This window comes from Pseudomonas sp. VE 267-6A (assembly GCF_024126555.1).
Lineage (GTDB): Bacteria > Pseudomonadota > Gammaproteobacteria > Pseudomonadales > Pseudomonadaceae > Aquipseudomonas > Aquipseudomonas palmensis.
Genome location: NZ_JAMYBY010000020.1, coordinates 51,008 through 76,797, shown reverse-complemented (window position 1 = coordinate 76,797; position 25,790 = coordinate 51,008). Strand labels below are relative to the sequence as shown.

The window sequence follows — 25,790 nt, the reverse complement described above, 5'->3', positions numbered from 1 at the left end:
GGGCAAGGGGCCTTGTGGTGAGTGCTGGGAATACGCCCTCGCGGGAGGGACAACCAGTGCTTGAGCCTAGCAGCAGATTGGCGGGTTGGGCGGGTATCGCAGTCGGCAAAATGCCCCGTCAGGGACGAGGCATCCGTGTGCAGCTTGCCGCCTATTGCTTGCCTTGCTTCATCTTCTCCTCGATCTTCGCGTCCACCTGCTTGCGCACCTGGTCGACGCTGAAGCTGGCCGGGTGCTGGCTGGGTGGGTAGTCGATGAAGGTTTCCAGAAACACCGAGGCCTTCATGGTGGCGATGCCGGTCAGGTAGACGTTCTTCGCCAGCCAGTCGTTGTACTGGTCAGAGACCACGTCGGCGCGCTCATACGGGTCCATGCGCAGGTTGAAGATCTTCGGCACGCGCAGGCACACGAAGGGGTCCTGCCACACTTCGAAGCCGCCGGGGCGACGCTGTTCGCAGAACACCGCCTTCCAGTCGCCGAAGCGCATCGCCACCAGGTCGCCGTCGTCGTTGAAGTAGTAGAACTCGTCACGTGCGCCCTTGGGTTGCTGGCCGGTGAGGTAGGGCAGCTGGTTGTAGCCGTCCAGGTGCACCTTGAAGTTCTTGCCACCGGCAGTCGGTGCCCAGCCCTTGAGCAGCTTGTCCTTCACGCCGGTGTCACCGGCAGCCGCTAGCAGGGTGGGGAACCAGTCCAGGCCCGAGAACATCTCGTTGGACACCGTGCCTTCCTTGATCTTGCCCGGCCAGCGGATGATCGCCGGCACGCGGAAGGCGCCTTCCCAGTTGGAGTCCTTCTCGCTGCGAAACGGCGTGGTCGCCGCGTCCGGCCAGGAGAACTGGTTGGGCCCGTTGTCGGTGGTGTAGATCACGATGGTGTTGTCGGCGATCTTCAGGTCGTCGAGGGTCTTGAGCAGCTTGCCCACGTCGCCATCGTGCTCGAGCATGCCGTCGGCGTATTCGTTGCCGGGCATGCCGCTCTGGCCCTTCATCGAGTCGCGCACATGGGTGTACACGTGCATGCGCGTGGTGTTCATCCACACGAAGAACGGCTTGTCGGCGGCCACCTGCTTCTTGATGAACTCCTCGGCCGCGCCGGTGGTTTCATCGTCGATGGTTTCCATGCGCTTCTTGTTGAGCGAACCGGTGTCCTCGATCTTGCCGTCGGCGAAGGCGTGGATCACCCCGCGCGGGCTGAAGTTCTTCACGTAGGGGTCGTTCGGGTCCTTGGGCCAGTAGGGGCGCTCGGGCTCCTCTTCGGCGTTGAGGTGGTAGAGGTTGCCGAAGAACTCGTCGAAGCCGTGCTTGGTCGGCAGGTACTCGTCCTTGTCGCCCAGGTGGTTCTTGCCGAACTGCCCGGTGGCGTAGCCCAGCGACTTGAGTGCCTGGGCGATGGTGATGTCGCGGTCCTGCAGGCCCACCGGCGCCCCCGGTGCGCCGACCTTGGACAGGCCGGTGCGCAGTGGCGTCTGCCCGGTGATGAAGCTGGAGCGGCCGGCGGTGCAGCTGTTTTCCGCGTAGTAGTCGGTGAACAGCATGCCTTCCTTGGCAATGCGGTCGATGTTGGGGGTCTGGTAGCCGACCACCCCCATCGAGTAGGCACTGATATTGGTCTGGCCGATGTCGTCGCCGAATATCACCAGGATATTCGGCTTGTCGGCGGCACTTGCCGCCCCTGTCGCGAGCCCCATCACCGTGGCCGCGACCAGCGCGAGCTGCGGTGCCCATCTGCGTATGCGAGTCATCTGACTTGCCTCCCTTTCGCGATTCGAGCCGCCCGCAGGCGACATGTCGGTTGCATCACTGCTTTGCTCGTTACCGCGTCACTGCGATTGCGGGGTGGAGGCAGGCTCGAACGGGAATACCCGGGCCCAGTCGGCCGCCATGTCCACGATTGTCCATTGCTGGCGGCGCGCTTCGTCCAGCGCCTTGTCCAGCCGTCCGACCTGCGACTGGCGGTCGTAGGCCCATTCACGTTTCGCGTCGGTGTGGTGCACCAGGCCCATGAAGCGCGGGCCCTTGCCGGCGGCGGTCCATTGCAGCATCTGCAGGTCGCCGTCGGAGTTGCCGAAGGCCAGGATCGGCCGACGCCCGATGATCGCGTCGATGCTTTCGGGCTTGCCCGGGCCGTCGTCGTTGTGCGCGATCCTGGCGGTACGCAGCAGGGCCGGCACGCCGTCGACCAGCTGGTATTCGGTGACGAAGCTGGAGCCGATCACCTGCTCGGGCGGCACGCCGTACACCTCGTCGGCGAAGGCGCGCATGAACGCGGTGTCGCCCCCGGAGACGATGTACACCTTGAAGCCCTGGCTGCGCAGGTAGTCGAGCAGCTCGTGCATGGGCTGGTAGATCATCTCGGTGTAGGGGCGCTGGTGGGTGGGGTGACGGGCCTTGGCCAGCCAGGCCCTGGCATGGCCGATGAAGGCTTCGGTGCTGACCCCGGTGTGGGTCACGCCGATGATTTTCAGCAGGCCGTCCATGCCGGCGGCGGCCAGGGCCTTCTGGTCGTTTTCCAGCACCGCCTTGAACGGCTGGGTGGCCTTCCACTCGGGGTGCTCGGGGGCCATGCGGCGGATCTCGTCGAAGGCGAACAGCACCTGGAAGTAGGCGGGCTGTTCGCTCCACAGGGTGCCGTCGTTGTCGAACACCGCGATGCGTTGCGCGGGGGCCACGAACTGCGGGTCGCCCTCGCGGGTGACGCTTTCGACGAACTGCACGAGGGCGGCCCTGGCGGCGCCCTGGTGCCATGAGGGCAGCGGCGCATCGGCCTGGGCCGACAATGGCCAGTGCAGCAGCAACACCAGCAGCAGCCGCCCACGAACACTCGGACTGGATTTCATCGCGACTCCCTGTTCTGCATTGGATTGAGCGGGCGCAGGCCGTGGCGCGCGGGCGCGGCAGGCTGGCGCGGTGAATGCCGTGCATGAAGCTGTGCAAGTTCGGCCTTGAGCGCAGCGAGCAGCGTATCGGGCGCGCCGTCTGCGCCGTAGCAGCGTCGCAGCAGCGCCAGCAGGGTGGTGTCGTCGGCCGTGGCCAGGCGCACGCTGCCCTGGCTGCGCCTGAACCACAGGTATAGCGCAGTGAGCTGCGGCGGATGCCTGGCCAGATCAACGGGCACCTGTTGCCATGCATGCTCGGCAGAGGCGAGGCGACGGGCCTGGCGTCGGGCCTGCCAGTGCCGCCAGCGGGCCAGCCAGGTCGGCCCGCGGCTACGCCACACCTGCCACGCCAGGCCCAGTGCCGCGAGCACCAGGGCGGCGCCGAGCCAGTGCCGCGACAGGTGCAGGCGGCCCTGCTGGCCAAGACGCTGCAGATCGTCGGCCACCGAGAACACCGGGGTGTAGGCAGGGCCGGCGCTGGCGGTGAAGGGCACGGCGGGCAGCGTTGTGCTGCGCAGGGCCTTTTCGGTGGTGCTCCACCAGTGCACCTGCACGGCGGGCAGCTGGTAGCTGCCGGGCTGCTCGATGCGGTAGCTGGCGGTGTCGATGCGCTGGCCGCCCACGACGTGGCCACGGCCATCGTCGAGGGCCTGCACCTGGGGCGACTTGAGGTAGAGGCTCAGGCCCGGCACGGCCTGCAGCGACGTCACCGGCAGCATCAGGCTCGGCGCGCCCTGGGCCTGCAGGGTCACGCTGCGGGTAAGGCTGTCACCCACCTTGAGTGTTCTGCTTGCCGGGTTCACCTGCTGGGTCAGGCTCAGGGCGCTGGCCACCAGCACCGCCTGGCCCGGCTCGACCCCGGCCGGCAGTTGTACGCGCAGGTGCAGCGCCGCCGTGGTGGCGCTCAGGGCGGCCGCGGCATTGCCCGGCCGGGCCGTCACGGTCAGTGCGGGAATGTCCAGGGTGCCGGCCTGCTGCACGGTGATCGGGTACAGGTAGCGCATGCCGAACCAGGTGCTGCCGTCCAGGTTCAGGGTCAGGTGCTGGGCCTGGTCGCCGGGCGGGGTGACCAGTGCGCTGGGCACGCTCAGCGTCGGCAACTGCGGGGCGCCGGTGAACCAGGTGTCGGTGAGCACGTCCAGCTGCAACTGCACGGTTTCACCCACCACCACGCTGTCGCCCCCCAGCAGTTGCGCCTGCACCCGCAACTGCGGGTCGGCGGCAAGCGCACAGCTGCACAGCAGCCAGGCCAGGAGCAGGCCGACAAGCCTCATGGCGCCCCCCTGGCAGCCTGGTCCTGCAGGCTGAACTTGCGCTTGAGAAACTGCGCGGGCGAGGTGGTGAGGTTCTGCAGCCACAGGGCGTCCGAGGTCGCCTGCGGGGTCTGCACCTGCTTGCTCGGGCCCTTGCCGGCCGGCTTGTCGAAGGCCACCTGGTCGGCCTGCACCTCTGGGGCGTTCTGCTGCGCCGACTCGGTGTCCCTCTGCAGGGCGATGGCCAGGGCGAGGTTGGCCTGGGCCTCGGCAAACCCCGGCTGCAGGGCCAGTGCCTGGCGATAGGCGGCGATGGCCTGGTCGAACTTGAAGCGGCGGGTGTAGATATTGCCCAGGTAGAAATAGGCCGGTGCGGTGTGCAGGCGCGCGAAACTGGCCAGCGCCAGGTCGTAGTCGGCCCCTTGGTAGGCGGCAATGCCCTTCCAGTAAGGGTCCTGAAAGTGCGCCGCCGCGGCGGGCAGGTGGTGGTGTTCGAAGGCCCAGCGACCCTGCTGATCGGGGGTCATGAATGCATCCACCAGGGCATTGGCGCGCGCCCCGTCCGGGGCCAGCACCAGGCCCAGCAGCAGGCACGCGCTCCAGTTCAGGCTCCAGCCGCGGCGGATGCACAACAGGGCGATCAGCAGCAACGGCCAGCACAGCCAGTAGCCGGCGTCTTTCCAGCGCAGCTGCTGGCTGGCCGGGTCGGCGTCGGCGAAGTGCTGCTGGGCATGGGCCTCGATCCAGTCCAGGTCGTCATCGTCCATGGTCAGGCTGCCCAGTGGTGCATCCACCGCCCTGGCCAGCTCTTCGAGGCCGGCCTTGTCGAAGCGGCCCAGTTGCGGCCGGCCGTTGCTGTCGGTGCGCGGCTGACCGTCGGCGCCCCTGACCAGGCCGCCATCGCTGCTGCCTACGGCCAGCACCAGTACCTGTAGCAGGCTGGCGTCCAGGGCCTTGCCCAGCGGGGCCAGTTGCGTGGTGTCGGCACCGTCGGTGAGCAGCACCAGGGTGGCGGGGCCGGGCTCGGCGGCGATCAGTTGGCGGGCCAGCGCCACCACGGCCAAAACGTTCTTGCCAGGCTGTTCGATCAGGTCGCTGCCCAGCGCCTGGATGAAGCTGTCGAGCAGCGCCGGGTCGCGGGTGGGGGGCAGCACCAGGTGTGCGCTGCCGGCATAGGCGATCAGCCCGGTGGCTGCGCCCTGGCGGCGTTGCACCAGGCTGTGCAGCTTGTGCTTGGCGGCCTCCAGACGGGTGGGCGAGAGGTCGCTGGCGTCCATCGAGCCGGACAGGTCCAGGGCCAGGATCAACGGCGCGCGGTTGTCGAGAAACTGCGGGCGGTCCTGCTCCCAGGTGGGGCCGGCAGCGGCCAGTGCGCCGAGTGCGAGCAGGGCCGCCAGCAGGTGTATGGGGCGAATGCGGTGCCGGTCGTGGCCGTCCATGCGCAGGTGCGCCAGCAGTTGCGGGGCGATACTCACGTTCAGCGCCTGGCCGCGCTGGCGGCGCCAGGCCAGCACCAGCAGCACGGCGGGCAGCCAGAGCCACAGCCACAGCGGGCGCAGAAAATGCAGGTTGTTCAGGTCAATGTCCATGCGCGGGCGCCTCCACTGGCAGGCGCCTGCGCCACCACGCTGCCGCCAGGGCGAGCAGGTGGTACAGCGTCAGCAGCAACAGGGCCGCGCCCAGCGGCAGCCAGAACAGGTCGCGCTTGGGTTGGTGGCTGTAGGTCTTCACCGCGTGCGGGGTGAGCGTGTCGAGGATGGCGTACACCTGTTGCAGGGCATCGCGGTCCTGGGCCCGGAAGAACTGCCCGCCGGTGACGGTGGCGATCTGCTGCAAGGTCGGCAGGTCGACCTTGGCCTCGGCTTCGGCCTGCGGGTCGCCGATACCGATGGTATGGATCACCACCCCGCGGGCCGCGGCGATCTGGGCGGCGTGGGCGGGGGTGATGGCGCTGCTGGTGTCGTTGCCGTCGGTCAGCAGGATCAGCACCTTCTGCGGCTCGTGAGCCTGCTCGAGCAGCTTGAGGCTCAGGCCGATGGCATCGCCGATGGCGGTGTTGGGCCCGGCCATGCCGACGTCGGTCTGCTGCAGCAGGATCGACAGGCTGGCGTGGTCCAGGGTCAGCGGAGCCTGGGCGTAGGCGCCGCTGCCGAACACCACCAGGCCGAGACGGTCCTGCTGGCGCCTGGCGATGAAGTCGGCGACCACCGCCTTGACCGCGCTGATGCGCGAAACCGGTTTGCCGTCGGCGTTCTCGAGGTCGACGGTCTGCATCGACTGGGAGATGTCGATGGCCAGCATCAGGTCGCGTACCGGTGCCTGGCGCTCGATGGGGGGCTCGACCAGCACCGGGCGTGCCACGGCCAGGCACAGCAGTGCCCACACCAGCCAATGCAACAGCAGCTGCCAGCGATTGGCCCGGGTGCCGGGCAGGCGCGGACGCTGCCCGGTGGCCTGGCTGATGGCCTCGAAGAACGGTACGCGCAAGGCGCTGCGGGCTTCCTGATAGGGCGGCAGGTAGCGGTAGCCGAGCAAGGGCAGCGCCAGCATCAGCAACAGCCAGGGGTAATCAAGCTGCCACATGATGATGCTCCACCCAGTCGCGGCTGTAGCCCAACAGCGCTGACGCATCGATTTCGTGCAGGCGGCTGTCGGGGGCATAGGCCAGCTGCGCCAGTTGCCAGGCGAAGTCGGCGGGCAGCGGGGTGCTTGAATGGCTCACCAGAAATGCCTGCCAGTCGGCGGCATGCAGCGGGGCCACGGCCGGAGCCTCGGGCATCGACAGGGCCACGCGCTTGAGCAGCTCGGGCACTTCGCGCAGGGCCTGCACGCGCCGGGTCTGATCTGCCATTGCCTGTTCCAGCTGGCGCAGGCGTGCCAGGGCTTGGCGGCGGTAGCGGTCGCGCTGCCAGCGGCGCAGGCGCAGCGCCGCCCACAGCACCAGCCCGGCCAGCAGCAATGCCGCCAGCAGCGCCCAGCCCCAGGTTTGTGGCCAGTAGCTGACGGCGGGCGGCAGCGCCAGCTCCTTGAGCTGGTCGACGCTGGGCACTGGCGCGGTCATGCCGGTGGCCTGCGCAGCTTGCCCAGTTCCATGCGCAGCTGTTGGGCGGCAGGCAGGGCGGTGCTGAACATCAGCAGCGGCACCTGGCTGCGGCGCAGCATCTGCGCCACGTCGTGCAGGCGGCCACTGAGAAACTCGCTCAAGGGTTTGTGCACCTGACGCCGCTCCACCGCCAGCTCCACCTGCAACTGGCCCTGGGTCACCAGCAGGCGCCCCTGGCGTGGCAGGTCGAGGGCCAGCGGGTCGTAGACCTGCAACGCGATCACGTCGTTGTGGGTACGCAACTGGCGCAACTGATGCAGGGTGCGTTCGCCGGCACCGGCGAAGTCGCTGATGAAGCAGATCAGGCAGTCGTGCGCGGCCAGCGCCAGGCAGCGCTGCAGGACTGTGTCGAGGCCGTGCGCAGCATCGCCATCGGGTACATCCGCCGACAGCGCCTGGTTGAACTGTGCGGCCCTGGCGCAGATCGCCTGGACCCGGCTGCGGCTGCGCAGCGGCGCCAGGTATTCGATGCGGGTGTCGTCGAACAGCAGGGCGCCGACCCGGTCGCCTGCCGCCAGCGCGATCCACGCGCACAGCGCGGCCAGTTGCGCGGCCAGCGCCGACTTGAAGCTGACCTGCGAGCCGAAGAACATCGACATGCGCTGATCGAGCACCACCAGCACCGGGCGGTCGCGTTCTTCGGTGAAGGTGCGTACCACCGGCGTGCCGGTGCGCAGGCTGGCCCTGCAGTCGAGATGGCGCAGGTCGTCGCCGGGCTGGTAGCGGCGCAGCTCGTCGAAGTTCAGGCCGCGCCCGCGCAGGCGCGAGGCGTGGCTGCCGGCCAGCACGCTGGCCCTGGGCTGGCGCGCCAGAAAGCTCAGGCCACGGGCATCGAACGCCAGCGCCATCAGCTGCGCCAGCGATACGTAGACGTGCCCGTCGGGTTGCTGCGCCGGTGCTGGCATATGCGGTCCTCAGGCCGGGATGGCCACCTTGTCGAGCAGGCGGTCGAGTACCTCGCTGCTGGTCACGCCGTCGGCCACCGCGTCGTAGCTCAGTTGCAGGCGATGGCGCAGCACCGGGTGGAGCATGGCGCGCACGTTGTCGGGCGAGACGAAGTCCTGGCCCTGCAACCAGGCATCGGCGCGCGCGCAGCGGTCCAGCCCGATGCCGCCGCGCGGGCTGGCGCCCAGCTGCAGCCAGCGCGCCAGGTCGGCGTCGTAGTCGGCGGGGTGGCGGGTGGCGTTGACCAGTGCGATCAGGTAGCTGTCGATGGCCGGGGCCACGTGAATGGCCGCCACTTCCCGGCGGGCCTGGAAGATCACCTCCTGGCCGAGGCTGAAGCTGTCGCTGGCCGCCTTGGCCGCCGCCCGCTGTTCCTCCTGGCGCAGCAGTTGCAACACCTGGCCTTCATCGGCTGGCGCGGGGTAATCCAGCAGCACCTTCATCAGGAAGCGGTCCATCTGCGCCTCGGGCAGCGGGTAGGTGCCTTCCTGCTCGATGGGGTTCTGGGTGGCGATCACCATGAACAGGTCGGGCAGCCTGTGACTGGTGCCGGCCACGGTGATCTGGCGCTCCTCCATGGCTTCGAGCAGCGCCGCCTGCACCTTGGCCGGGGCGCGGTTGATCTCGTCGGCCAGGATCAGGTTGCCGAACAGCGGGCCGGGCTGGAAGCGCACCTGGTGCTGGCCCTCGACCTGTTGCAGCACCTCGGCGCCGGTGATGTCGGAGGGCAGCAGGTCGGGGGTGAACTGGATGCGGCTCATGCGTGCATCCAGGTGCCGGGCCAGGGCCTTGACCGTGCGGGTCTTGGCCAGGCCCGGCAGGCTCTCGAGCAGCACGTGCCCGTTGGCCAGCAGGCCCACCAGGATCTGGCGGATCACCTGGTCCTGGCCCAGCACCGAGGCGGCGATGGCGGCGTGCAGGGCATTGATGTCGGTGAGGGCGCTCATGGGCATTCCTTTGGGTCGGGTGGTTTCACCATGGCGCAGGCACCACGATGAACTGCACGTTGCTGCCGACGTATTGCGGCTGGTACCAGGTGGCGCCGCAGTGCTGGTAGGCCACGCCGTTGGCGACCACCGACACGCAGTCCGGCGGTACTTCGGCCACCTGGGTGCCGATGGCTATGGCCGTGGCAGTGGTGGCACCGACCACGGCAGCGGCGGCCCAGGGGTGATACCAGTCGTCCGGGTGCGGCGGTGGCGGTGGTGGCGGCATCGGGCCGGGGCCGGGCGGGTGAGGGCCCGGGCCCGGTGGATGCGGTGGCGGGCCCGGTGGGTGCGGCCCAGGGCCGGGCTGCGGATGCGGAGGCGGCGTCGGGTGGGGCGGCATCGGCTGCGGATGCGGGGGCATCGGGTGCGGCATCGGCTGGTAATGCGGCGGCGGGGGGGCGAAGTGGCCGCCCCCGGCGTGATAGGGCACCACGAAGGTGCGCCCGCCACCGCCGCCGCGCAGTTGCCAGGCGTCGGCCATCAGCGGTGTCAGCAGGCAGGCGATCAGGCCCAGGTGCAGGCAGGTACGCAGTGGCGTCATGGCTGGCGGCCCTCGTTCGGTTCGCGCAGCGGTACCGCCACGGCCTTGGCCGGCGGGGTGAAGTCGAAGGCTGCCGGGTTGATGGGCGTGCTCAGGTCCCAGTCGAAGGTCACGCTATGGCGCGGGCGCTCGGGGTCGTCGCGGCGGGTGATCATCAGCTTGCACGGCAACGGCTGCGCGCCTTCGCGTAGCCACAGTTGCCAGTCGATGTCGGGCTGGCGGAACACGTAGTGGGTACAGGCCTGGCCGTCGAGGGATTCGCTGCCGATCAGCGTGGCCTGGGTGATGCCGACCTGTTTCGCGGTCTGGGCGTTCCAGCGGAACAGGTCGGCCAGCGGCAGGGTGATGGCGTAGCGCTCGCTCAGTTGTCCGAGCAGTTGCTCGATGGTCGCCGGCGCCGCGCCTTTGCTGTAGTAGCCATGACGACCGTCATACAGGGTGAACTGCTTGCCGTCGTAGAAGAACTGGCGCGCCGCCGAGCCCTGGTCGACGCTGACGAACAGCTTGTCGGGCTGGCGGGCGAGCACCTGGGTGTGGTGGGTGAAGGTCACCGTGGGGCCGCTGTCGAGCTGCTGGTCGGTTTCGCTGCGGGTGCTCAGGCTGAAGGCCTGCAGGCGGTGCAGGTAACTGCCCATGTTCGACAGCGCGGCCAGGGCCCTGGGGTCGAGCGGGTCGGCAGCCTTTGCCAGGGCCGGCAACAGGGCCAGCAGGGCCATGCAGGTGAGTCGGTGCGAACGCTTCATCAGGCCTCCCATGGCTACCAGGCGTAGTTCAGGCGCAAGGTCCAGGTGTTCACATCGGGTGAGCCGGTACGTTCGGACACGGTGTCGGTGTAGGCGATCAGGCCACCGAACTGCGGCGAGAGCATGAAGCCCAGGCTGGCACCGACCAGGGTGTTGGCCTGCTTGTTGTCCTGGTTTTCGCCGTTGATGCGGGTTTCGCCGCCGAAGCTGTAGGTGGCGTCGAGGGAAGCCCACAGGCCGCGGTTGATGGTGTAGCTGTAGTGGCCTTCGACGGCATACAGCGGTTTCTGCTCCAGCTTGTTGTCGCCCAGGTAGTCGTCGTTGTCGCCGAACAGCGAAACCCAGGTGTTGACCTCCAGCCAGGTGGGGCCGATGGGGTGGCCGAAGCCGATTTCGGGTTTGACCACCCAGCGGTTGGCGCCGATGTTGATGACGCGGTTCTTGGCGTAGTCGCCATTGGGCACGGTGAGCCATACGGCGCCGGTCATGAAGGTTTCCGGGGTCCAGCTGGCGAACTCCTCGGCGGTCAGCGCCGGGCCGCCGAAGAAGTTGTGGGCGAACACGATCTGGGTGTCGCCCATGCCGCCGTTGTGCTTGGTGCCATTGAAGAAACGTGCATCGTCGAACGAGGCCGACACGTCGGCGTACGGCTGCACCAGCTGGATCGCGCTGTTGCGTCCGTCGATGCTGAACGAGCGCGCCAGGCGCAGGATGTAGAGGTCGGCATCCAGGGACAGGCCGTCGATGGGCAGGGCGGTGTCGATCGGGGTGTTGGTGTCGATGCGGTTGTAGTAGCCGAACACCATGTTCAGGTCGATCGGGATGTTCTGCCAGTCACGCGCGTTGTCGGCCTGCACCAGCAGCGGCGCGCCACTGAGCACGAGCACCGGCAGGTAACGCAGGACAGGTCGGGTATGCATGGTGGTGCTCCTTCAATTGAACGCACAGGGTGCTGGCTGCCGGAGGGTCCGGTCATGGGCTGGCTACTTGCCGAAGGTCACGTTGAGGCCGGCGAACACGGTGAACTGCGGCAGGCCGTCACCTTTCTTTTCCACCGTCCACTGCGGCTCGATGAAGGCGTTGAGGATGTTGCTGCCGGCCTTCCAGGCCTTGCCCACGCCCAGGCCCAGCGGGATGTAGTGGGTGTCGTTCTTCAGGTCGAAGGTCCAGGTGCCGGTGGAGCGCAGGTACCAGCCCTTGGGCAGGTTGTGGATGATGAATGGCTGCAGGGTGGCGGTTTCGACGTGGGCGCGGTCATGGTCGCCGGCAAACGAGCTCTGGTACTGCACCAGCGCCCCGAGCAGCCCGCGTGGCGAGGCGTCGATGGCCACCGCCGCCAGCCCCGCCTGCCACTTGCCGGTGCCCAGCTCGTCGTGCTCGGCAGTGGGGGCGGTGAGCTGCGGGCCGATGCCCAGCTGCACGCCTTCGGTCTTGAGCAGGAAGATGTCGAACAGGTTGAGGTCGCCGATGCCGGTGCTGTAGCCGCCGTGGGGGTCGGGTCGGGTGCTGATGGGCAGGGTGGCGCGCAGCAGTTGCGGTACCGGCAGCAGTTCGCCAGGGGCGACCGGCAGGGTGCCGCGCACCAGAAAATCGTTGGTGTGCACGTTGCTGTCGTACACCGAGGGGGTGTAGTAGTCCTGCAGGTTCAGGCCCGGTGCCAGGTTGAGCGGGTTGTTGCTCTTGTTGGCGGTTTCGGCGTTGTCCGCCAGGGCGTGCTGCAGGAACAGCAGGGCGCAGGGCAGTACGAGACAAGTGGCGGTGGTCCTTTGCATGACGGTGGTGCCTGTTCAATGTTGCGCTTCTGGGCAGGGGCCGGCCTTGCCAGCGAGGCAGGGGCCCTAGGGGGCGAATGGGCGCGTACGCTGGCGCCGGCACCACCGGCGACCACAGGGTCACTGATACTTGATGACGATGCCCTTGAGCTTGCGTCCGTCGATGGAACGGATATCGCGGTCCCAGAGCGGGCCACTGACATAGGCCGAAACCGGCTGGATGCGGTCGTAGACCACCACGACGGCGTCGCCGCCGATACTGGCGGCCTGTTCGCGCAGCTTCTGCTCCACGTCGGTGATCGGTGGCGGCGGCGACACGCTGGCATCGACCACGATCTCGCCCAGGCGGACATGGGGGCGGGTCGGTTCGCTGCGCAGTACCTCGACCGTAGCCGCAGCGGTGGGCGAAGGATGGGGCGCCCCTACGTATTGTGTGGTGCGGGCATCGATGCTGCTGCAGCCCGCCAGCCCGGCCAGCACCAGGCCCAATGCAAGAACGCTCATGCAACGTGGTATCGACATGCTTCGACTCCGTCCGAAGTATTAATACGCTGTAACAACGTTCCAATGAAAATAGCCGCACTTGGGCGGGCCGCAAGTGACGGGCGGCGAAAGTGCGGGTTTGTTACCATCGCGTTCTTTTGGGTCGGGGCATGTCCCGACAACGCTCAGGAGTATGCAATGATCCTCACCACCACTGGCACTGTCGAAGGGCGCGAAGTCGCGGCCTACCTGGATGTAGTCAGCGCCGAATCGGTGCAGGGCATCAACGTGGTACGCGACATCTTCACCAGCTTTCGCGACTTTTTCGGCGGCCGTTCGCAAACCCTGGAAAGCGCCCTGAAAGAAGCGCGCATCCAGGCCACCGACGAAATCCGCCAGCGCGCCCGCAGCCTGCAGGCCGATGCAGTGATCGGCCTGGATTACGAAATCAGCATGCCGTCGGCCCGTGGCGGCATGGTGGTGGTGTTCGTCACCGGCACCGCGGTCAAACTCAGGTAGCCATAGGCCACTGGTCGGGTGCGACAATAAGTGACCAGGCAGTCTTCAAATGTCCGGCTAGTCTCTGAAAGCAACAGGTCACTATTTCCTAGGCATTCATCTGCGTGCCGGTAGTGATCCACAGCAGGGGAGCCGGGTATGAAGGAATCGTATTTCGAAGACGATGGTGACGAGTTTCCCATCAACAGCCAGGTGCGTTGCGGGCAAGCAGCGTTCCAGCTGGGGTTTGCCAACATGACCCTGGAAGACGCGCCGGTACGTGTGCGCTCCACGGTGCCACCGCGCAGCGAGCGCCGCCGGTTTCTGCCGGGCCTGCGCAAGAAGTAGCCACGACGCCGAAGAGGCCCCGCCATCCAGCCTGTGCTGCGGTGTGTGGGGCTTTTTCATGTAGGTTGTAGGCTATTTCGCAAACAGACGACCGGTACGCTGAATCTGCCGTTTTATGCGGCTTTCTTGACCTCGCTCAATGGGGCGACGGCTGTCGCTAGCCCCCTTGGCGGTTGTATGCCTTACTGTCGGTTCGAACGAACAAGGAGCAGTGCGATGCGCATCAGGGAAGAGACTTATTGGGCGTGGGCCGACTCTCAGCTGCACAGCCGCAGCCATGACGAAGAACTCAGCGATGGCACCAGCATCGACGTGCAGGTGCGGTTGTCGCGCACCGGTGCCACGCAGATGTTCCTGGGGGTGTACGGGCGCCGGGGCAAGGCGCTGTTCGAGGAGTACTACCCCTCGTGCCCGGGTGAAACCATGAGCCGTGCGCTGGTGCGCGGTGTGGACCGGGCCCGGGCGTTGGCCACCGACGCCGTGCCGATGGAGCACCCGCGGTTTCGTCGTCAGGCCTGATGCCTGCGGTTACGCCCTGTCGTGGCGCACAGGGAATGTGCGCAGACGGTGGGGCGAGCCGGAGCCGCGATGAGGCGATAAGGCACGCATAAAAAAGGCGACCCGAAGGTCGCCTTTTTCAATTCGCCTGGCTCAGCACAGCCGGTCGATCACCTTCACGTCCTGGCGCTCGCGGATGGCGGGCCATTCCTGTTGCAGGGTCTCCAGCACCTTGGCGACAAACGCGGTGTCTGCCGCTGCCTTCTTGCCGACGTAGCCCTTGCCACGGCGGAACATCCTGAAACGGGCGCGCATTTCACGCTTCGCATCGATCGCCTCTTCGACAGTGTGCGGCGGCATCTTGTCGATGTGCACGTCACCTGTGGCACTGACCCACAGCAGGTGGTCATCGAGGCTGTCCTTGCGGGCAGCGAACAGCTGAGCCAATTGGTCGATGGTGGGTTGGTTGTTCAAGTTGATCATAAAGCCCCCTATTACCTATTCGTCGTTGGTGAGTTCAAACCTGCGCTACTTCATGTAGCGATCTACCAAGGCTGCTACAGCAGCGTCGCAACAGGGGCTTTCTTCACTCTGCCTTTTGGACAGTCCCTCTCCACGGACAGCCCGAAACCGCTCGAACTGTCTGGAACACCCTTTGCCAGCGCTCCCGATCAGGGAGACGGCCTCATCATGCAAGGGGCAACGAATGCCGTCAATAGGTTTTGTAGTGATTTTTTTTATTCACTACAAATGACCGGTCAGTCTTTTTCGAGCTTACGGGTCGCCGCGCCACAGGCTGTTGGAATGTCCTACAAAGCGCTCTGGTCAGGGCGTCTTGGCCATGTATTGACCCGCGTCAGCGCGTACCGGCCAGGCGCTGGGGATGATAGGGGCCTGTTTTGTTGCCAAAGAAGTCCTGCCCATGAGTACCCCCGCCAATCCTCCCGCAGCGCCTGGCGCTCAACCCCTGTTGCCCGTGGGCCTGCTGCTGGGCATCGTCGCGCTGGTCGGCGTGCTGCTGTTGCCGCTGCCGGCCGACCTGCCGGTGGCCGGTCACCGCGTGCTGGCGATCCTGGCCTTTGCGGTGGTGATCTGGATCACCGAGGCGGTGTCGTACGAAGCCAGTGCGATCATGATCACCTCGCTGCTGGCATTTTTGCTGGGCACCGCACCGACCCTTGCCGACCCGTCGGTGATCTACGGCTCGTCGGCAGCCGTGAGCATGGCCCTGACGGGCTTTGCCAACCCGGCATTGGCACTGGTGGTGGGGGCCCTGTTCATCGCAGCGGCGATGACCCACACCGGGCTGGACCGGCGCATCGCGCTGGTCACGCTCAACCGTGTGGGCGTGAGCACCCGACGCATTCTGCTGGGGGCGATGGTGGTGATCATCCTGCTCAGCCTGGTGGTGCCCAGTGCCACGGCGCGCAGTGCCTGCGTGGTGCCGATCATGATGGGCGTGATCGCCGCGTTCGGCGTGAACAAGCGCTCCAACATCGCCGCCGGCATCATGATCATCGTGGCCCAGGGCACCAGCATCTGGAACATCGGCATCCAGACCGCAGCCGCGCAGAACCTGCTGACGGTCGGCTTCATGGACAAGATGCTCGGTGCACGGGTGTCATGGATCGACTGGCTGATCGCCGGGGCGCCGTGGGCGTTGATCATGTCGGTGGTGCTGATCGTGCTGGTGCTCAGGATGCTGCCCCCCGAGAGCGACAGCATTCCCGGCGGCAAGGCGGCGGTAGCCGAGCAGTTGCAGGCGCTGGGGCCGATGAGCGGGGCGCAGAAGCGTCTGCTGGGGGTGTCGCTGCTGTTGCTGCTGGCCTGGGCCACCGAGGGCAAGCTGCATCACTTCGACACCACCTCGACCACCTACGCCGGGTTGGTGCTGCTGTTGCTGCCGCGCTTCGGGGTGATGACCTGGAAGGATGTGCAGGCGCGTATTCCGTGGGGCACGGTGATCGTGTTCGGCGTCGGCATCAGCCTGGGCACCACCCTGTTGACCACCCAGGCCGGGCAATGGCTGGGCGGGCAGGTGGTGGCCAATACCGGGCTGGATCAATTGGGCACGCTGGGGGTGTTCTCGATTCTGGCGGCGTTTCTGATCGTGATCCATCTGGGCTTTGCCAGTGCCACGGCGCTGACCTCGGCGCTGCTGCCGATACTGATCGCGGTGCTGCAGACCTTGCCGGGGGATTTCAGCCGCCTGGGCATGACCATGGTGCTGGGGTTTGTGGTCAGCTACGGGTTCATCCTGCCGATCAACGCACCGCAGAACATGGTGTGCCTGGGTACCGAAACCTTCAACGCGCGGCAGTTTGCCAAGGTCGGAATCGTGGTGACGCTGGTGGGGTACGGGTTGATGCTGGTGTTCGCCGCAACATGGTGGCACTGGCTGGGCTGGATGTAGAGGGGCCGTTGCAAGCGGCAAGCGGCAAGCGAGGCCGAGCCAGCTTGCCGCTTGCAGCGATGCTCATCAGAAGTTCGCCGGGGTGTTGGCGCTGATGATCTCGGCTTCGTCCTGGCCGATGTTCTTGAAGCTGTGGGGCAGGGTGGTGGGGAAGTAGTAGCCGTCGCCGGAGTTCAGCACGCTGACCTGGCCGTCTACCCGCAACTCGATGGTGCCACGGGTCACCAGGCCGCATTCCTCGCCCTCGGTGTGCACGATCGGCTCTTCGCCGGAGTCGGCGCCCGGCGCATACAGCTCGCGCAGCATGCGCATCTGCCGACCTTCGACACTGGCGCCGACCAGCAGCATGCGCAAGCCACCACTGCCCAGGTCGGGCTGCTCGTTGGCGCGGAACACGAAGCGTTCTTCGCGCGGCGGTTCGTCGAAACTGAAGAACTCCGCCAACGACATCGGGATGCCTTCCAGCAGCTTTTTCAACGAGCTCACCGATGGGCTGACGCGGTTCTGCTCGATCTGTGAAATCGTCGAGTTGGTCAGGCCGCTGCGCCTGGCCAGCTCCCGTTGCGAGAGCTTGGTGCGTTCACGTACCAGTTTGAGTCGTGTCCCCGTGTCCATAGCCGCCTTGATGTCAAAAATAATGGGCGACGCATTAAAACACATTCCGTCGCCGAACCCGCCTACTGGCGTGCAGGCACCGGCCACAAGGCGATCAACAGCAGCAGCAAGGCGGCCATCAGGTACGGCAGGCGCGGGTCCAGGGCGTAGATCAGGGTGCCGGCCAGCGGTCCGATCACCGTGCCCAGCGCCTGTGCCGCGCCCACAGAGCCTGCGGTCGCGCCCTGTTCACCGGCATCCACCGCGTTCGCCGCCAGCGCCTGGAACGCCGGGAACACCCAGCCCATGCCGGCCGCAGCGACGAAGTAGCACGCCCACAGCATGCCTACGCTGTCGGCCAGGGCGCCGCTGGCAAAACCCAGCGCACTGATGCAGCCGCCCACACGGATCATGCGCAGCGGCGGCCATTGCAGCTTGCTCACCAGCACCTGCGAGAAGATCAGCGCCGCACCCACCATGGTCAGGGCAATGCCCGCCGCCTGGGCGGCATCGGCAGGCGCCAGGCCCAGGCGGTCAAGGGCAAAGAAGCCTACGGTGATCTGCGCCAGCGACACGCACAGCATCGCCACGAAGGCCACCGTGAGCGGGCGAAGCAGGCGCGGGTCGGTCAGGCTGACGGGGCGGGGCGGTTGCCTCAGGTGCAGCTCCTGACCCTTGAGCTTGAACTGCAGGACCAGCAATGCCAGCAGTGGCAGCACCGACATCGCATAGAACGGCAGGCTCAGGCTGTGGCGCGCCAGCAGCGCGGCCAGTGCCGGGCCCATCACCAGGCCCACGGCGTTCGCCGCACCCAGCGAGGCCATGGCGCGGGCGCGCTGTTGCGGTTGCATGTTGTCGGCAATCAGCGCGGCGCAGCCGACTGGCAGGGCGGCATAGAACGCACCGATCAGGCCGCGGCCGATCACCAGCGCGGCAAAGGCCAGGGAGGTGGCCGGCAGGTAGCGCAGCGCGCCATCGATGAACAGGCACAGGGCCCAATAGGCCAGGGTGAACCCCGCAGTGCCCACCAGCAGCACCCGGCGGCGACCGAAGCGGTCGCTGGCCCGGCCCCAGGGGCGCGCCAGCAGCATCCACACCACCCCGGCTACCGTGACCGCTGCGCCCGCCTGCCAGGCTGCCAGGCCCAGCACGCGGGCGATGGGGCCGATCAGGGCGACGAAGGCCATCATCGCCATGGTGCAGGCCATGTTGACCACCATCAGCGGACGCAGGTCGAAGGCGGGGGTTTTGAGCAGCGGGGGTTGCTGGGCGGTGTTCATGGCTATCCAAGGCAGAGGAGCAAGGCGGCCATTGTGCCGCAGCTGCCCCCAAGGCTAAAGCCTGTAAACGATAGTAATAATCATTTAATTGACTTCAGCCTTGTTGCTGTGGGTTAGAAGTCGCCTTGCAGGGTCACCATCAGGTTGCGCGGCTCGCCATAGAAGTTGCCCCAGCCAGCGGCGCCGACGCTGCTGTAGTAGTGCTTGTCGAACAGGTTGTTGCCGTTGAGGGCCAGGCTCCAGTTGTCATCCAGGCGATAGCCGATGCGGGCGCTCCACAGGGCGTAGCCGGGCTGCACCATCTTGGTGTTGCGGTCCACGAAGTGGTTGGCACTCTGCGCGCTGACCCCGCCGCCCACGCTCCAGCGCTGCAGGGCGCCGTCCAGGTCGTAGTTGGTCCATACACGCGCCATGTGCCTGGGCACGTAGCTGGCGGTGAAGGTGGCGTCCTGGCGGGTGTCGTCGATGCGCTTGAGGTATTCGACCTGGGTGTAGGTGTAGCCGGCCAGCACCTGCAGGCGCTCGATCAGTTCACCGCTCAGCTCGGCTTCGAAGCCCTGGGCGCGCACCTTGCCGCTGTCGGTGTAGCAGTAACCGTCGGACGACCTATCGCATACCGTGCTGTAGTCAGCCTCGGCGCGACCCTGCTCGGTGTTGCGGAACAGGTTGAAGGCGCCATTGAGGCGACCCTGGTACCACTCGGCCTTGACCCCCACCTCATAGCTGGCACCGGTCTTGGGCTTGAGCGAGCTGCCGTCGGCCTTGGCGTAGGTGCTTTGCGGCTGGAAGATGTCGGCGTAGCTGGCGTAAACGGACCAGGTGTCGTCCAGGTCGTAGATCAACGCGGCGAACGGCGTCACCTGGCCGTTTTCCTGGCTGCGGTTGGGCTGCCAGTAGTTCCAGTATCGGGTGTAGCTGTCGCTGCTGTTGCGGTACCAGCTGACGCGGCTGCCGAGTACGGCGGTGAGGGGCTCGGCCAGCTTCAGGCGCAGGGTGGCGTAGGTGCCGAACTGACGGGTGTCGGAGGTCACCGGAATCGGCCCGCCGCGGTAGGACTCCTTCTCGTAAACCGAGTCACCCGGCTTGGGGATGTGCGGGTTGGGGTTGAACGGGTTCTGGGTAACGCCGTACAGCTCGGTCAGGTTGATCAGTTCGTAGCGGTCGCGGCCCTTGGAGCGGCTGGCGTTGGCGCCGACGATGATCTCGTGCTCCAGGCCCCAGGCCTGGAAATGGCCGTCCAGGTTGGCGTCGAAGCCGTAGTCGTCCTGGTCGTAGTCGAACAGCCCGGAGTACAGCTTCGAGGCGCTCTGGGTACTGCCCACCGGCACGGTGCCTTCGCCCATGGCGTATTGCATGTTCTGGTCGTTGTGGGTGTACATCGAGGCGACCTTGAGCGCCCAGTCTGCGTTGAAACGGTGGGTAAGGTCGGCGAACAGGCTGGTTCGCTCGCTGTCCCAGTGGTTCCACGACGCGCCCAGGCAGGTGGAGCGCGACAGCTTCAGGTCGCTGCCGTCGCTGTAGCGCGGCAGGCCCTGCCAGCAGGGCTTGGCGTCGAGCTTTTCGTAGGCCAGGCCCAGGCCCAGGGTGGTGTCCTCGTTCAGGTCGTAGTCCAGTGCGCCGTACACCACCTGGTCTTCGCGCTCGCCGATGTCGTAGAAGTACTTGCGGTCCTGCTGGGCGACCACGGCGCGCCCGCGCAGGGTGCCGGCGTCGTTGAGCGGGCCGCCGGTGTCGACCTGGGCGCGGTAGTTGTCCCAGGTGCCGGCCGACAGCGTTACGTGGGTGGCGGCCTTGTCCTGGCCGCGCTTGCGAATGAAGTTGACCCCGCCGGCCGAGCTGCCGGCGCCTTTCATCATGCCGGCGGCGCCGCGCATGATCTCGACGCGGTCGTAATAGGCCATGTCGCTGGAGAAGCTGTTGGCCTGCACGTAGTTGCCGCCCACATCCAGCGGTACGCCGTCGTACTGGTACTGGCCGGCGATCATGAAGCCGCGCGAGTAGAAGTACTTGCCGCCCATGGGCGAGTCGTGAACGGTGATGCCGGGGGTTTTCTCCATCACCTGTTCGAGGCTGGTGAGGTTCTGTTCGTCCATCATCTTGCGCGTGATGACCGTGACCGACTGCGGGGTTTCGCGCAGCGAATGCTGACCCTTGCCGATGCTGACGCTGCGCACGGTGTAGCTGTCGGTGCTGTCGCCGGTGCTGCTGGTGCGGGTGCCGTCGACGTTGGTGGCGCCCAGTTCCAGGGCGCCGTTGCTGCTGGGGGCCGGGCGCAACGAGTAGCTGCCGTCGCCTTGTGGGAAGGCTTGCAGCCCGCTGCCGGCCAGGATGCGGCTGAGGCCGTCGAGGGTGGCGTACTGGCCTTGCAGGCCGGGGCTCTGCTTGCCGCGGGTGAGGGCGGCGTCGTAAGACAGGTTGAGGCTGCTGGCGGCGGCGAAGGCACCGAGCACGCTGGCCAGCGAACCGGCGGGAATGTTGTAGGCCGTGCGGCTGCTGCTGACTTCATCGGCCATCGCCGAGGGGGCTGGCAGCACGCTGGCGGCCATGGCGGCGGCCAGCAGGTGGGCGGGGAGCAGGCGGGGGGAACGGGGTGACATGGGGGCCTCGTCGGATGCAGAAGGGATGCGCGAAAGGGGGTGTTTCAGACAAGGCGGATGAGAATGAGAAAAGGTACCGCGGGGGGAGGAATTTTTTTTGCTGCATCAAACACTGCGCTGTGCAGGTCAAGAGCCGGCCAGACAAGGCCGGCGCCTACATCACCCGCACCCAGTACCGACCATGCCGCTCGATTCGCAAATCGAACGAGCGCGCCAGCGCCGACAGCGCCGCATCACTGTCGGTCAACGAGAAGTTGCCCGACACACGCTGCTCTGCCAGCTGCGGCGCATAGGTCAGCAACCCCGGCCGGTACCGCCCCAGCTCGTCGAGCAGATCACCCAGCCGCCAGTTCTCCACCACCAGTTGCCCCAGGCTCCACGCCGCCTGGGCCGCCGATGCCAGCTGCGGGCTATCCACCCGCTGATCACTGAACCCGCACGCCTGCCCGCTCTCCAGGCGCTGCGCCTCCCCCAGCAAGGGGCTGACCCGCACCGCATGCTCGAACACCTCGACCTCGCTGCGCCCGGCCTGCTGCGCCACGCTGAAGCGTGTGCCCAACGCCTGCACCACGCCCTGCGCGGTCTGCACCCGCAACGGCCGCTGCTGCACATCCTTGCCACTGGTAAGCAGGATGCGCCCGCGCACCAGCTGAATCAGCCGTTGCCGGCTGTCGAAGCGGATGTTCACCGCCGACGCCGTATCGAGCACCAACTGGCTACCGTCGGCCAGGGTGACGCTGCGAATTTCACCCGTGCCACTGTGCACGTCCGCCAGCAACGCCTGCGCCGGAGTACTGCGGTAGCTGGCCCAGCCACCCAGCCCCAGCCCGGTCGCCAGCAGCAGCCCCTTGACCACGCCGCGGCGGGTCAGGCCATGGGCTTCGGCACGCTTGAAGGCATCGAACGCCAGCCCACCCGGCACACTGGCCAGTTGCCCATGCAACTGCTCGACCCGGGCCCAGGCCCAGCCGTTCTGCGGGGCACTGTCCAACCATGCCCGCCAGGCCCGTTCCAGGCCGGGGCTGGCATCGCCGGCCATGCGCTGCACATGCCAGCGGGCGGCTTCCTTGAGCGCCTGGCGCTGCGCTTCGCGGTCGTTGCTCATGGCTGCTCGTCGAAGGCGAGCAGCAGGCAGCGCTCGGTGGTCTTGTACATGTACTTCTTCACCGAACTGAGCGAAACGCCCAGCGCCGTGGCGATTTCGCCATAGGTCATGCCCAGCCAGTTGGCCATCAGGAACGCCTGGCGCGCCTTGGCGCCGCACCCGGCCAGCAGGCGGTCGACTTCGCGCAGGGTCTCGAGAATCAGCAGGCGCTCTTCCAGCGAGATCTCCTCGTACACCGGCTGGGCGGCCAGGGCCTCGAGGTAGGCCTGTTCAAGCTTCTGGCGCCGGAAGTGGTCGATCATCACCCGCCGCGCCACGGTCGCCAGGTAGCTGCGCGGCTCACGCAGCAGGCGCACCAGCTCCAGCGACTCGGACGAGGCGAGGATGCGCACGAAGGTGTCCTGCATCAGGTCGGCGGCGCGCTGCGGGCAGCTCAGGCGCCTGCGCAGCCAGTGCTGCAACCACAGGTGATGGTGCTGGTAGAGCTGGCCGACTTCGGCGTTGGCGGGTGAGGTGGGGGCGCTCATCCTGGCGACTTCCGGGGAAAAAGGATGCAGATGATAAGCATTCCCAAGAATGTTAGGAAGAGGGCAGGTGAAATAGCGCTGGGCGCATCGCGGGTCAAGCCCGCTCCCACGGGGTCTGCACCGTCCTGCAAGGCAGCGGTTTGGCTGTGGGCGGGCTTGCCCCCGCGAAAGGGCCGCCACGCGGCCCCTCGGCGATTACCACAACGCCAGCGTATACCCCACGATCAAGCGGTTCTCGTCGATATCGCTGGTCAACCCGCCACTGGAACGGAACGTCGCATTGCGCAATCGCACGCTCACGTTCTTCAGCGGCCCGCTCTGCACCACATAGGCGATGTCGGTGTCGCGCTCCCATTCCTTGCCGCCGCTCACCGTCGCGGTCTGGATATGGTTGCCATTCACATAGCGGGTCATGAAGCTCAGCCCCGGCAGCCCCAGCGCGGCGAAGTTGTAGTCGTAGCGCGCCTGCCACGCATCGGTTTCGGCCTTGGTGAACACATTCACCGTCACCAGGTTGACCGAGTACGGGTCCAGCCCCGGGTAGGCGAAGTCGCCGTCCCCCGAGAGGTTCTGGTAGCCCAGGCCGAATTTGTGCGCGCCCACGCCCAGGGTCAGCATGCCGTTGAAGAAGCGGTTGTCGATGCGCCCGCCGTCCACCCGCGCAGCGGAACGCAGGTTGGCGTTGCCTTGTTCGCGGGTGTCGAAGTAGCGCAGGTCGCTGCGCAGGCTCACGCCTTCGGCCAGCGGCAGGTCATGCACCAGCCCGGCGTACTGCTGGCGGTAGAGGTCGTGCATCTGTGCGTAGTAGTAGCTCAGCGCCAGGTTGGGGCGCAGCGCGTAGGTGCCGCCTGCCAGGTCCAGGTGGCTGCTCTGGACACCGGCATAGCTCATCTGGTCGTTGCTCGAGGAGTCGCGCAGGTTCTGTTTTTCCAGACGGCCCACGTTCAGGGTCAGGCCGTCGATGTCCTGCGAGGTCAGCAGGCTGCCGTTGTAGGTTGAGGGCAGCAGGCGCACGTCGTTGATCGAGGCAACCGGCAAGGTGGGCTGCAAGGTGCCGAGCTTGAGCACGCTCTTGCCCAGGCGCAACTTGGCGGTCAGGCCCAGTTCGCTGTAGTCGTGCGCCGGCTCCTGGCTGGCGCCGAACGGCAGCAGGCCGGTGCCCCGGTGCGCCTTGCTGGAGTCGAGCTTCAGGCCCAGCTCGCCCAGCGCATCCAGGCCAACACCCAGGGTGCCTTCGGTGTAACCCGACTCCATGCGCAGGATGAAGCCCTGGGCCCACTCCCGCGCCTGGCTCTGGGGCGCGGCGTGCTGGCGAAAGTCGCGGTTGAAATAGAAGTTGCGGGCCTCCAGGCTGGCCTTGCTGTCCTGGATGAAATCGGCCTGCACAAGCAACGGCGCAAGCGCGGCGCACAGGCCGGCGCTGGCCGTCAGGGGACGGCGGGAAAACGACATGCAATCTACCTTTTGTTGTTGTTCTGGCGGCAGCCGCTGCTGCGGTGCGGGCATATAATTAACATATTATCTTTTTGCTCCGAAAGCCTTTGCAGGCTTGCGAGCGAAAAAAGTTAACGTGTTAACGTTATGCCCGTTGCCAGGTAGGTTGCCTGTTGCTGCGCCGCCGCGCTCAGCGCCCCGGCCACATGCTGCGCAACACGCCATCGCGGCGGACAAAACCGTGTACCAGTGCGGCGGCGATATGCACCAGCACCGTGGCAAACAGCAGGTACGCCAGCCAGCCGTGCAGGGCGCGCAGCAGGGCGTACAGGCGCAGGTCGTGGGGCGCGATGGCCGGCAGTTGCCACGGCAGCGGGTAGCCACCGGCCGATTGCATGCCCCAGCCGATCAGCGGCATGCCCAGCATCAACCCGTACAGCAGCAGGTGCGAAGCCTTGGCGGCCCACTGCTGCAGGCGTGGCAGGTCGCTGGGCAGGGGCGGGGTGGCGTAACGCAGGCGTGTGGCGATGCGCAGCACCACCAGCACCAGCAGGGCCAGGCCGATGGCCTTGTGCAGGCTGACCAGCCAGGGGTGGCGGGGCGAGAGGTCGGCGACCATGCTCACGCCGACAAACAGCATCGTCAGGATCAACACGGCCATCAGCCAGTGCAGCAGGCGCGCCAGCGGGTGGAAGCGGGTGGACGGGTGCAGGTTCATGGGTGGGCCCTCAGGGCGGTTTCGCGGCTGCGCCGGTTGAAGGATTCGGCATAGGCGGCCGAGCGGGCGGCCAGGATCGGGTCGGCCGAGGCCTGGATGCCGTCGGGCAGTATCAGCGGGTCGAAGTTCAGGTCACGGCATTCGCCCTGCTCGGGCGCATCGATGTGGTCGATCACCAGGGTGCCGGCATCGACCTGCTGGCGGGTGACGGGCCAGGGGCGCGCGGGGTCGTCCACCGGGTCGTCGGCGCCGGCCAGGGTCAGGCGCAGGGTCCAGCGCAGCGGGCCCTTGGCCAGGCGTTGCTGCAGGTCGTGCTGAAGGAAGTTCCTGTCGTCGACCTGGGCTGGCAACGGGGCGAAGTCGCTGTGCGGCTGCAGGCTCCAGCGCACGTACTGCACCTTGCCCGCCGCATCCACCAGGCGAAACGCGTTGATGCTGTTGAAGGCCGAGCTGGCAAAGCTGTCGGAGGGCTTGTAGTCCCTGGCCCACTGGCGGAAGGCGGCGCTTTCGGGATGCCTGGCGAAAAACGCCTGCAGGGCCGCCGGGTCCGGCTTGCCGGTGGCCGGGTCGGGCGTCGAGGCCAGCACCTGTTCGTAGAACCCTGCGGCATCGCTGACGGCCAGCACTGGCGGGGTGTTCATGCCGGTACGCCAGCGCTGACCGTCGTCGCTGCTGAACTGCAGCGCCAGGCTGCGGGTGGCGACACTGGCGTCGGCGCTGAACGGGTTGGCGCCGCCGATGGCGAAACGTCCGATCACCGGCACTCTGGATTGGCTGAACACCCGGGCCCGCGACCAACTGGCAGCCTGGCCGCTGCTGTCGAAATAGCCGCTCACGCACAGGCCCTTGGCGTGGTTCTTTCGATAGCCGGGGTAGTGCCCGGCCTGGGCCTCGAAGGTGTCGATGATACGTTGCGGGGTCAGGCGCTGCGGGCCGATCCAGCCGGCAGCGTAGGCAAAGCTTGCGCCCAGGGCGGCGATACCCAGGCCGATGACGGCCAGGCGCAGGGTGCGGGCGCGACCGTTTAACGGAGTGCTCATGGCGGCGATCCGGTCAGTGAATGAGCCGGTACGA

26 protein-coding genes are annotated in these 25,790 nt (G+C 66.9%); 4 read left to right on the top strand and 22 right to left on the bottom strand.

Going from position 1 to position 25,790, the window contains the following annotated elements; genetic code table 11:
- Window positions 1-151: 151 nt before the first annotated feature.
- From NJH59_RS21495 to NJH59_RS21435, 13 genes are all read right to left on the bottom strand, one after another.
- Window positions 152-1,741: an arylsulfatase gene (locus NJH59_RS21495; RefSeq protein ID WP_043859768.1), complete on the bottom strand. Its 1,590-nt coding sequence runs from the start codon at window positions 1,739-1,741 to the stop codon at window positions 152-154.
- Between the two features lie 78 nt (window positions 1,742-1,819).
- Window positions 1,820-2,836, bottom strand: a complete 1,017-nt coding sequence (locus NJH59_RS21490; protein ID WP_253087286.1) for an HAD family hydrolase — start codon at window positions 2,834-2,836, stop codon at window positions 1,820-1,822.
- Window positions 2,833-4,149: a hypothetical protein gene (locus tag NJH59_RS21485; protein ID WP_253087285.1), complete on the bottom strand. Its 1,317-nt coding sequence runs from the start codon at window positions 4,147-4,149 to the stop codon at window positions 2,833-2,835. The genes NJH59_RS21490 and NJH59_RS21485 overlap by 4 nt, the downstream gene beginning before the upstream one ends.
- Entirely contained in the window at window positions 4,146-5,717 is a 1,572-nt protein-coding gene (locus NJH59_RS21480) for a VWA domain-containing protein (RefSeq protein WP_253087284.1), read from the bottom strand. The genes NJH59_RS21485 and NJH59_RS21480 overlap by 4 nt, the downstream gene beginning before the upstream one ends.
- On the bottom strand, window positions 5,707-6,711 hold the full coding sequence (locus tag NJH59_RS21475) for a VWA domain-containing protein (protein WP_253087283.1): 1,005 nt from the start codon (window positions 6,709-6,711) through the stop codon (window positions 5,707-5,709). Before NJH59_RS21475 ends, NJH59_RS21480 begins: the two co-directional genes overlap by 11 nt.
- The gene (locus tag NJH59_RS21470) at window positions 6,698-7,189 is read right to left on the bottom strand and encodes a DUF4381 domain-containing protein (RefSeq protein WP_253087282.1); all 492 of its coding nucleotides are present in this window, start codon (window positions 7,187-7,189) and stop codon (window positions 6,698-6,700) included. The genes NJH59_RS21475 and NJH59_RS21470 overlap by 14 nt, the downstream gene beginning before the upstream one ends.
- Window positions 7,186-8,136: a DUF58 domain-containing protein gene (locus NJH59_RS21465; RefSeq protein WP_043859762.1), complete on the bottom strand. Its 951-nt coding sequence runs from the start codon at window positions 8,134-8,136 to the stop codon at window positions 7,186-7,188. Before NJH59_RS21465 ends, NJH59_RS21470 begins: the two co-directional genes overlap by 4 nt.
- 9 nt (window positions 8,137-8,145) lie before the next feature.
- Window positions 8,146-9,123, bottom strand: coding sequence for a MoxR family ATPase (locus NJH59_RS21460; RefSeq protein ID WP_104572646.1), 978 nt, complete (start codon window positions 9,121-9,123; stop codon window positions 8,146-8,148).
- Between the two features lie 25 nt (window positions 9,124-9,148).
- On the bottom strand, window positions 9,149-9,706 hold the full coding sequence (locus tag NJH59_RS21455) for a hypothetical protein (protein ID WP_253087281.1): 558 nt from the start codon (window positions 9,704-9,706) through the stop codon (window positions 9,149-9,151).
- Window positions 9,703-10,449, bottom strand: coding sequence for a DUF2092 domain-containing protein (locus NJH59_RS21450; protein ID WP_058541366.1), 747 nt, complete (start codon window positions 10,447-10,449; stop codon window positions 9,703-9,705). Before NJH59_RS21450 ends, NJH59_RS21455 begins: the two co-directional genes overlap by 4 nt.
- A gap of 14 nt (window positions 10,450-10,463) precedes the next feature.
- Entirely contained in the window at window positions 10,464-11,369 is a 906-nt protein-coding gene (locus tag NJH59_RS21445; protein ID WP_043859780.1) for a transporter, read from the bottom strand.
- 63 nt (window positions 11,370-11,432) lie between these two features.
- Window positions 11,433-12,221, bottom strand: a complete 789-nt coding sequence (locus tag NJH59_RS21440) for a hypothetical protein (RefSeq protein WP_058541250.1) — start codon at window positions 12,219-12,221, stop codon at window positions 11,433-11,435.
- Between the two features lie 120 nt (window positions 12,222-12,341).
- Window positions 12,342-12,743 (bottom strand): hypothetical protein, encoded by a 402-nt coding sequence (locus NJH59_RS21435; protein ID WP_043859778.1) that lies wholly within the window; start codon window positions 12,741-12,743, stop codon window positions 12,342-12,344.
- A gap of 159 nt (window positions 12,744-12,902) precedes the next feature.
- On the opposite strand from NJH59_RS21435, the gene NJH59_RS21430 reads away from it, so the two are divergent.
- The 3 genes from NJH59_RS21430 (at window position 12,903) to NJH59_RS21420 (ending at window position 14,069) form a co-directional block, all read left to right on the top strand.
- A complete protein-coding gene (locus tag NJH59_RS21430) occupies window positions 12,903-13,223 on the top strand; it encodes a YbjQ family protein (RefSeq protein ID WP_043859777.1) in 321 nt (106 codons plus the stop codon).
- Between the two features lie 138 nt (window positions 13,224-13,361).
- Window positions 13,362-13,550, top strand: a complete 189-nt coding sequence (locus tag NJH59_RS21425; protein ID WP_043859776.1) for a hypothetical protein — start codon at window positions 13,362-13,364, stop codon at window positions 13,548-13,550.
- A gap of 216 nt (window positions 13,551-13,766) precedes the next feature.
- Window positions 13,767-14,069 carry a hypothetical protein gene (locus NJH59_RS21420; RefSeq protein WP_043859775.1) on the top strand — a complete coding sequence of 101 codons (303 nt, stop codon included), beginning with the start codon at window positions 13,767-13,769 and terminating at the stop codon, window positions 14,067-14,069.
- 132 nt (window positions 14,070-14,201) lie between these two features.
- On the opposite strand, the gene NJH59_RS21415 is transcribed toward NJH59_RS21420, so the two are convergent.
- Entirely contained in the window at window positions 14,202-14,531 is a 330-nt protein-coding gene (locus tag NJH59_RS21415) for a hypothetical protein (RefSeq protein WP_043859774.1), read from the bottom strand.
- Between the two features lie 439 nt (window positions 14,532-14,970).
- On the opposite strand from NJH59_RS21415, the gene NJH59_RS21410 reads away from it, so the two are divergent.
- Window positions 14,971-16,461 (top strand): DASS family sodium-coupled anion symporter, encoded by a 1,491-nt coding sequence (locus tag NJH59_RS21410; protein ID WP_054915142.1) that lies wholly within the window; start codon window positions 14,971-14,973, stop codon window positions 16,459-16,461.
- 66 nt (window positions 16,462-16,527) lie between these two features.
- Here NJH59_RS21410 and NJH59_RS21405 read toward each other — a convergent pair whose 3' ends face one another.
- From NJH59_RS21405 to NJH59_RS21370, 8 genes are all read right to left on the bottom strand, one after another.
- Entirely contained in the window at window positions 16,528-17,076 is a 549-nt protein-coding gene (locus NJH59_RS21405) for a cupin domain-containing protein (protein WP_043859772.1), read from the bottom strand.
- Window positions 17,077-17,138: 62 nt separating this feature from the next.
- Window positions 17,139-18,335: an MFS transporter gene (locus tag NJH59_RS21400; protein WP_058541248.1), complete on the bottom strand. Its 1,197-nt coding sequence runs from the start codon at window positions 18,333-18,335 to the stop codon at window positions 17,139-17,141.
- A 113-nt stretch (window positions 18,336-18,448) separates the two neighbouring features.
- Complete coding sequence (locus NJH59_RS21395) at window positions 18,449-20,881, bottom strand: TonB-dependent siderophore receptor (protein ID WP_253087297.1); 2,433 nt, start codon at window positions 20,879-20,881, stop codon at window positions 18,449-18,451.
- A gap of 205 nt (window positions 20,882-21,086) precedes the next feature.
- Window positions 21,087-22,037 (bottom strand): FecR domain-containing protein, encoded by a 951-nt coding sequence (locus NJH59_RS21390; protein ID WP_043860919.1) that lies wholly within the window; start codon window positions 22,035-22,037, stop codon window positions 21,087-21,089.
- Complete coding sequence (locus NJH59_RS21385) at window positions 22,034-22,564, bottom strand: sigma-70 family RNA polymerase sigma factor (protein WP_054915138.1); 531 nt, start codon at window positions 22,562-22,564, stop codon at window positions 22,034-22,036. The genes NJH59_RS21390 and NJH59_RS21385 overlap by 4 nt, the downstream gene beginning before the upstream one ends.
- 195 nt (window positions 22,565-22,759) lie before the next feature.
- On the bottom strand, window positions 22,760-24,016 hold the full coding sequence (locus tag NJH59_RS21380; RefSeq protein ID WP_253087280.1) for an OprD family porin: 1,257 nt from the start codon (window positions 24,014-24,016) through the stop codon (window positions 22,760-22,762).
- A 172-nt stretch (window positions 24,017-24,188) separates the two neighbouring features.
- Complete coding sequence (locus tag NJH59_RS21375) at window positions 24,189-24,716, bottom strand: cytochrome b (RefSeq protein WP_058541244.1); 528 nt, start codon at window positions 24,714-24,716, stop codon at window positions 24,189-24,191.
- Complete coding sequence (locus NJH59_RS21370; RefSeq protein WP_253087279.1) at window positions 24,713-25,756, bottom strand: catalase family peroxidase; 1,044 nt, start codon at window positions 25,754-25,756, stop codon at window positions 24,713-24,715. Before NJH59_RS21370 ends, NJH59_RS21375 begins: the two co-directional genes overlap by 4 nt.
- Between the last annotated feature and the right edge of the window lie 34 nt (window positions 25,757-25,790).

Bases quoted from the DNA above. Each gene is read 5' to 3' on its own strand.
- NJH59_RS21495 (WP_043859768.1), bottom strand. From the start codon at position 1,741: ATGACTCGCATACGCAGATGGGCACCGCAGCTCGCGCTGGTCGCGGCC.
- NJH59_RS21490 (WP_253087286.1), bottom strand. From the start codon at position 2,836: ATGAAATCCAGTCCGAGTGTTCGTGGGCGGCTGCTGCTGGTGTTGCTG.
- NJH59_RS21485 (WP_253087285.1), bottom strand. From the start codon at position 4,149: ATGAGGCTTGTCGGCCTGCTCCTGGCCTGGCTGCTGTGCAGCTGTGCG.
- NJH59_RS21480 (WP_253087284.1), bottom strand. From the start codon at position 5,717: ATGGACATTGACCTGAACAACCTGCATTTTCTGCGCCCGCTGTGGCTG.
- NJH59_RS21475 (WP_253087283.1), bottom strand. From the start codon at position 6,711: ATGTGGCAGCTTGATTACCCCTGGCTGTTGCTGATGCTGGCGCTGCCC.
- NJH59_RS21470 (WP_253087282.1), bottom strand. From the start codon at position 7,189: ATGACCGCGCCAGTGCCCAGCGTCGACCAGCTCAAGGAGCTGGCGCTG.
- NJH59_RS21465 (WP_043859762.1), bottom strand. From the start codon at position 8,136: ATGCCAGCACCGGCGCAGCAACCCGACGGGCACGTCTACGTATCGCTG.
- NJH59_RS21460 (WP_104572646.1), bottom strand. From the start codon at position 9,123: ATGAGCGCCCTCACCGACATCAATGCCCTGCACGCCGCCATCGCCGCC.
- NJH59_RS21455 (WP_253087281.1), bottom strand. From the start codon at position 9,706: ATGACGCCACTGCGTACCTGCCTGCACCTGGGCCTGATCGCCTGCCTG.
- NJH59_RS21450 (WP_058541366.1), bottom strand. From the start codon at position 10,449: ATGAAGCGTTCGCACCGACTCACCTGCATGGCCCTGCTGGCCCTGTTG.
- NJH59_RS21445 (WP_043859780.1), bottom strand. From the start codon at position 11,369: ATGCATACCCGACCTGTCCTGCGTTACCTGCCGGTGCTCGTGCTCAGT.
- NJH59_RS21440 (WP_058541250.1), bottom strand. From the start codon at position 12,221: ATGCAAAGGACCACCGCCACTTGTCTCGTACTGCCCTGCGCCCTGCTG.
- NJH59_RS21435 (WP_043859778.1), bottom strand. From the start codon at position 12,743: ATGTCGATACCACGTTGCATGAGCGTTCTTGCATTGGGCCTGGTGCTG.
- NJH59_RS21430 (WP_043859777.1), top strand. From the start codon at position 12,903: ATGATCCTCACCACCACTGGCACTGTCGAAGGGCGCGAAGTCGCGGCC.
- NJH59_RS21425 (WP_043859776.1), top strand. From the start codon at position 13,362: ATGAAGGAATCGTATTTCGAAGACGATGGTGACGAGTTTCCCATCAAC.
- NJH59_RS21420 (WP_043859775.1), top strand. From the start codon at position 13,767: ATGCGCATCAGGGAAGAGACTTATTGGGCGTGGGCCGACTCTCAGCTG.
- NJH59_RS21415 (WP_043859774.1), bottom strand. From the start codon at position 14,531: ATGATCAACTTGAACAACCAACCCACCATCGACCAATTGGCTCAGCTG.
- NJH59_RS21410 (WP_054915142.1), top strand. From the start codon at position 14,971: ATGAGTACCCCCGCCAATCCTCCCGCAGCGCCTGGCGCTCAACCCCTG.
- NJH59_RS21405 (WP_043859772.1), bottom strand. From the start codon at position 17,076: ATGGACACGGGGACACGACTCAAACTGGTACGTGAACGCACCAAGCTC.
- NJH59_RS21400 (WP_058541248.1), bottom strand. From the start codon at position 18,335: ATGAACACCGCCCAGCAACCCCCGCTGCTCAAAACCCCCGCCTTCGAC.
- NJH59_RS21395 (WP_253087297.1), bottom strand. From the start codon at position 20,881: ATGGCCGCCAGCGTGCTGCCAGCCCCCTCGGCGATGGCCGATGAAGTC.
- NJH59_RS21390 (WP_043860919.1), bottom strand. From the start codon at position 22,037: ATGAGCAACGACCGCGAAGCGCAGCGCCAGGCGCTCAAGGAAGCCGCC.
- NJH59_RS21385 (WP_054915138.1), bottom strand. From the start codon at position 22,564: ATGAGCGCCCCCACCTCACCCGCCAACGCCGAAGTCGGCCAGCTCTAC.
- NJH59_RS21380 (WP_253087280.1), bottom strand. From the start codon at position 24,016: ATGTCGTTTTCCCGCCGTCCCCTGACGGCCAGCGCCGGCCTGTGCGCC.
- NJH59_RS21375 (WP_058541244.1), bottom strand. From the start codon at position 24,716: ATGAACCTGCACCCGTCCACCCGCTTCCACCCGCTGGCGCGCCTGCTG.
- NJH59_RS21370 (WP_253087279.1), bottom strand. From the start codon at position 25,756: ATGAGCACTCCGTTAAACGGTCGCGCCCGCACCCTGCGCCTGGCCGTC.